Raw genomic sequence first — 5,199 nt, 5'->3', positions numbered from 1 at the left:
GTCTGACATCTGCGGTTTCTGTATCGATCGAAGACTTATGCAATCTTGTCTAATAATATATAAGTTAACAATTTGACGCAGCCTGGTCGTGAAGTCGATCTGTAACATCTGTTTTGGAGTTAAAGGGTGAAATAAATGAAAATAATCAAGCAAACAGCAACTGAATTAATAATTCAGACTCACAGCATATTTGATTTTTGGCTCCCTAGTTGTTTATTAATGGCATTTGGACTGAGCTGGCTGGCTTTTGACTATCATGTAGCAACTCTGATCTGTCAGCGAGATCGGGAGAAGCAAGGAAATTGCCAGTTGGTGCGATCGCACTTACTGGGAGCGAACATCCAAGAAATTCAGCTTGCTGCTTTGCAGGGAGCTAAAGTAGAAAGATTTGGTTATAAAAGCAGAGTTGTACTTTTGACGAATGTTGGCGATGTTCCTTTGAGTGCTAACTCGACTAACTGGGGGAATAAAGACGCTGCTGCTTCGGACATCAATTTTTTTGTTAAAAATGCAAAATCTCGCTTGCTGCGCTTAAGCCAAGACGATCGCTGGTTGGGATGGACAGGAGTTATATTTTTGCTCGCAGCAGCCGGAGTGATTGGGTTGGGAAATAAAGAAACCTACAGCTTCGATGAAACTTCCAACACCTTGACTGTTAAACAGCGGGGTTTGTTGGCGCGTAAGGTAATTCAACGCTCTCTGTGCGAGATTTATGGGGTGGAAGTCGATCGCATAAAAGATCGGGATAATGATTATTGGTACGAAGTTAGAATCTTAGTTTCTGGAGGATCTCGCGTCTGTCTCCCCCAGACTATGAGCAACTACGAGCAAGAAAAAATTGCTAAAGTGATTAACAACTACCTCCACGCGCGATCGCAAAGTGTTTGTAGTGAGGATTGTAGTCAGAGTGAAAATTCTGCCGACTAAAGTCTTCACTACAAACCTAGTTTTTTTTGCGGACTGGTGCATCTGGTATTTGGCAAGGGCGAAGCATTTCGGCACATAATTGATCGGGGAGAATCTGAGATTTACTGCCGAAATGCTTCGCCCCTACGAATATATTTGCAAAAATGAGATGCACCCGTTAGAGAGCATCCCGTTTTGGTAGGGGCGAAGCATTCGCGCTGAAAATCTCTCGTATAGTCGATAGAATACAGACGCGAATGCTTCGCCCTTGCGGATATGTTTGCACAATCGGGATGCTCCCCCTAGTTATTTGTTTCCATCTTTCAATTTCCAACCTGGTTTGACAACTTGGCGGGAACGGGCAATTACTAAACAGTCATTGGGAACATCTTCTGTTACTATAGAACCCGCCGCTACATTAACATCTTCTCCCAAGGTTATCGGTGCCACTAACACACTGTTAGAACCTGTTTTGCTCCGATCGCCTATTTTAGTTTTGTGCTTATTTTTGCCGTCGTAATTGGCGGTAATTGTCCCAGCACCGATGTTGACTTTTTCTCCTAAAGTCGCGTCGCCTAAATAAGATAAGTGAGCGACATTAGTGCGATCGCCTAGTTGAGCATTTTTCAATTCTACAAAATTGCCCACGCGACAGTTTGCGCCTATTTGCGCGTGTCCGCGCAGGTGTGCGTAGGGGCCAATTCGCGCATTTTCTGCCACAATACTGTCAGAAATTACTGAATAAAGCACAGTCACGTTTTCCTTAATTTGACTGTTTTCAATCAAACTACCGGGCCCGATGCGACTCCCAGAGGCGATCGAAGTTTTACCCCGCAGATGAGTTTGCGGTTCAATTACCACATCCGGCTGCAACTCTACGGTGTCGTCGATTGTGATGCTGTGGGGATCGATCAGCGTCACGCCCGCTGTCATCCACTTGTCTTTTACCCGCGCTTGCAAAATATCGGAAGCTGTCGCTAAATGTTTGCGATCGTTAATTCCTAGGATTTCTTGATAATCTTCGACATCCACCGCCATCACCGGAGACAGGATACTTACAGTATCAGTTAGATAATATTCTTTTTGGTCATTGTCCGCTTTCAAATTCGGCAAAATTTTCTCTAAATGCGGCCAGTGAAAACAGTAAACACCTGCATTGATTCGGTGGTTTTGCCTTTGAGCTTTTGTGCAATCGCGGTCTTCGACAATTTGCTGGACCAAGTTTTGACTGTCGGTAAATACTCGCCCGTATCCTTGAGGATTTGGCAAATTAGCTGTCAATATAGTAGCAGAGTTTTTGTGTTGCGTGTGAATTGCCATCAATTGTTTGATAGTTTCTGCCCTCAGCAAAGGTACATCGCCATTTAAGACCAGCAAATCTCCTTGAAATCCCTGCAAGTGAGGTAGTAGTTGCTGGATGGCATGACCTGTGCCTAATTGTTCGGTTTGTTCGACAAATTCTAGGGCAGGAAAATCAGATTTTTCGGAGATTTCTTGACTTCCCATCAGCGCTTGTTTAACCAGTTCGCCTCGATAACCCACGATGACAAGTCGCCGGGAAATTTCAATTTCTTGACAACTTTGGAGGACTCGCTCGACTAGCGAACGACCGCCCAATTCGTGAAGAACTTTGGGCAAGTCAGATTTCATGCGCGTGCCGCGTCCAGCAGCTAAAATTGCTATTGCTATCATTGTGCGATCGAGCTATTTGCTATAAAAACTAGAATATTGACTAAATGATGATATCACTCGCTGTCCGTCGCTGGTGCGATCGCACATTTTTTTAATCTCCGATCTCAAATCCGGGCGCGGCAAGTCTTTTTGCAGCCGGATGTCGGTTTGAGGGGCGATGCTTGCGGTATCTTGGAGTTGCGCGCCCGGTATCAAATTTCTGAGGACTGAAGTCCGAACGATCGAACCTGAGTTCGGTTCGATCGTTCGGACTTCAGTCCTTCCCCGATGGATGCGAAGGGGAGCGAGAGTGATAATTTGGATCTTTGAGCTTGAATTTACCGAGATGGATTATACTGTTCGTTGAATTTCAGTTATGGTATTTTCAACTTAAAAAAACTATTAGTTGCTTCTTCCTCCTTGCTTCTTGCTTCCATCCGTTACATCCGTTACATCCGTTACATAATCCGTTGCCGAACTTGCCTTAATCCGTTACATCGGTTAAATAATCCGTTGCCGAACTTTCTGCATTATCAGGTGTCCAGCTATGACTGAGCTTAATTTTCAGGAACTTGCCAAGCAGGGAGATCCACAGGCGATCGCATCTTTGCTCAACAGCAAGTTACAATCAGAAGGCATCACAGCCTCCGCAAATCTCGACGGCGACTGTTTGGATGTAATTTTGGATTCCCAAGAAGTACCGAAAGAAGATAAATTAGTTGATTTTGTCCGCAACGAACTAGCGAATTTGCAGCCGGAGGCGATTCGGAAAGTCAAGGTTGAGGGGCGAGAAAGCGGTGAGATTGCAACTGCTTGGAGTCAAGATTTTAGTTTGGAGAGCGGCAGTTTGGAACCACAGAATTTGGTGGGAGAATCTATCCCAAATATGGCGGTTGCTAATATAGACAATCGCACAGAAACGGCAAGTAATATGGATGAAGAGAAATCGCCCGAATTGGTGGCATTTGAGAAGCGGCTGCGATCGACTTTTATAGTCGTCGGGCTGGTGACGGGTATGTTGGCGCTAGCCGTGGTGGCTTTTGTCACCAAGATTTTGAACCAGCCGCCAGCAACAGCTTTGAAAAATCCAGATGAAACAACTAATTTAGCAACTGTACCGGATACTTTTTTTCGAGATGCAGTTAACAGCGCCGTCAAAGCAGCAGAGTTAGGGCGAGTGGCAAAAACCAAGCAAGATTGGACGATCGTTGCCGATCGCTGGCAAGAAGCAGTATCGTTGATGAGAAGAGTACCCGTGTCTAGCGCCAACCATCAACTAGCTCAGACAAAAGTAATCGAGTACCAGAAATATCTGCTTTATGCTCAAGAATCAGCAGTAAATCCCCCCGTACCCGAGCCAACTCCCGCAACACCCCAAAAAGCAACTTCCCAGAAAGAGACTCCGAAAAAAGCTAATTCAGACCAACCAACTTCCGATAAAGAAACTCCGAAAAAAGCTGATTCAGAAAAAGCCGAACCAGAAAAACCAACTCCGAAAAAAGCTGATTCAGAAAAAGCCGAACCAGAAAAACCAACTCCTAAGAAATCTACAGACAAAAAAGCCGAACCAGAGAAGCCGTAAGGTGCGCTGCGGCTCACCCAACGTAAAATTTTACTTCCAAGACGGTAGATGTTAAAACAGAAATTTGAATAGTTATGACTGACAACAATTTAATCGTTTCTCCTGAATGGTTGGTCGCCAATACAGAAAATCCGCAAATTGTAATTGTGGACTGTCGGTTTGCCCTCGCTGACGCAGAATTGGGAGAAAAACAATATCAAGAAAGTCACATTCCCGGAGCTTTCTATTTAGATTTAAACCGGGATCTCGCGAGTGCAGTTGGCACGCACGGCGGCAGACACCCGCTGCCAAATATTGCCGAATTAGCTGATAAATTGAGCGCGATCGGAATTAATTCAGCAGAAACTTTAGTGGTGGTTTATGACGATTCGCGGCTGGCTTTTGCGTCTCGTTTGTGGTGGCTGCTGCGATATATGGGACACAGCAAAGTTGCTTTGTTAGACGGCGGTTTTAGTGGCTGGAAAGCGGCGGGATATCCGGTAACAAATACTTTGTCAGAACCGCGCGAGGGTAAATTTGTGGTGAAATTGCAGCCGGATATGGCGCTAGACATTGAGGCTGTAAAAGAGCGTAAAGACTTGCCGGGAGCAGCTTTGGTCGATTCGCGAGAAAGCGAGAGATACGAGGGTTTGCAGGAGCCGATCGACCCGATCGCAGGTCACATTCCGGGTGCTGTCAACTACCCTTGGCAAGGAGTGACGGATGAAACTGGAAAAGTGCGATCGACCTCCGAACAAAAACAGCGGTGGACGGAAGTAGAAAAAGCGGAAGAAATTATCGTTTACTGCGGTTCCGGCGTGACAGCTTGCGTTAATTTACTGTCTTTAGAAATCGCCGGAATTCCCGATGCTAAACTCTATGTCGGTAGCTGGAGTGACTGGTGTTCCTATCAGTTGTAGAGTGCGTACCAAAGCACCAATAAGATTTGGCGGTTGAAACCGCATTTATACAACATTTTATTCAACCCACGGAGGTGGGTTTTGTCTGTATAGACGCGGTTTCAACCGCCCGGTTGATTCAACCCACACTCCTTGGGTTTT

Annotated in this window: 5 protein-coding genes; 3 read left to right on the top strand and 2 right to left on the bottom strand. The window is 45.5% G+C overall.

Translation table 11 applies throughout. The features are described from left to right. Positions 1–135: 135 nt before the first annotated feature. The gene (locus QT974_RS15795; RefSeq protein ID WP_333469409.1) at positions 136–927 is read left to right on the top strand and encodes a hypothetical protein; all 792 of its coding nucleotides are present in this window, start codon (positions 136–138) and stop codon (positions 925–927) included. A gap of 285 nt (positions 928–1,212) precedes the next feature. Here QT974_RS15795 and glmU read toward each other — a convergent pair whose 3' ends face one another. Together glmU and QT974_RS15785 are read right to left on the bottom strand one after the other, a co-directional pair. Next, complete coding sequence (gene glmU, locus QT974_RS15790; protein WP_333469408.1) at positions 1,213–2,598, bottom strand: bifunctional UDP-N-acetylglucosamine diphosphorylase/glucosamine-1-phosphate N-acetyltransferase GlmU; 1,386 nt, start codon at positions 2,596–2,598, stop codon at positions 1,213–1,215. A 12-nt stretch (positions 2,599–2,610) separates the two neighbouring features. Next, positions 2,611–2,793 carry a hypothetical protein gene (locus tag QT974_RS15785; RefSeq protein WP_333469407.1) on the bottom strand — a complete coding sequence of 61 codons (183 nt, stop codon included), beginning with the start codon at positions 2,791–2,793 and terminating at the stop codon, positions 2,611–2,613. A gap of 331 nt (positions 2,794–3,124) precedes the next feature. Here QT974_RS15785 and QT974_RS15780 point away from each other — a divergent pair, with 331 nt between their 5' ends. Both QT974_RS15780 and QT974_RS15775 read left to right on the top strand, forming a co-directional pair. Next, a complete protein-coding gene (locus QT974_RS15780) occupies positions 3,125–4,159 on the top strand; it encodes a hypothetical protein (RefSeq protein WP_333469406.1) in 1,035 nt (344 codons plus the stop codon). Between the two features lie 74 nt (positions 4,160–4,233). Next, the gene (locus QT974_RS15775; protein ID WP_333469405.1) at positions 4,234–5,058 is read left to right on the top strand and encodes a sulfurtransferase; all 825 of its coding nucleotides are present in this window, start codon (positions 4,234–4,236) and stop codon (positions 5,056–5,058) included. Positions 5,059–5,199 lie beyond the last annotated feature (141 nt).

The sequence above is a fragment of the Microcoleus sp. BM001215392 genome, assembly GCF_036700185.1.
GTDB lineage: Bacteria > Cyanobacteriota > Cyanobacteriia > Cyanobacteriales > Microcoleaceae > Microcoleus.
Note: the sequence above shows the minus strand (reverse complement) of the source record. Positions and strands in the feature narration are given on the sequence as shown.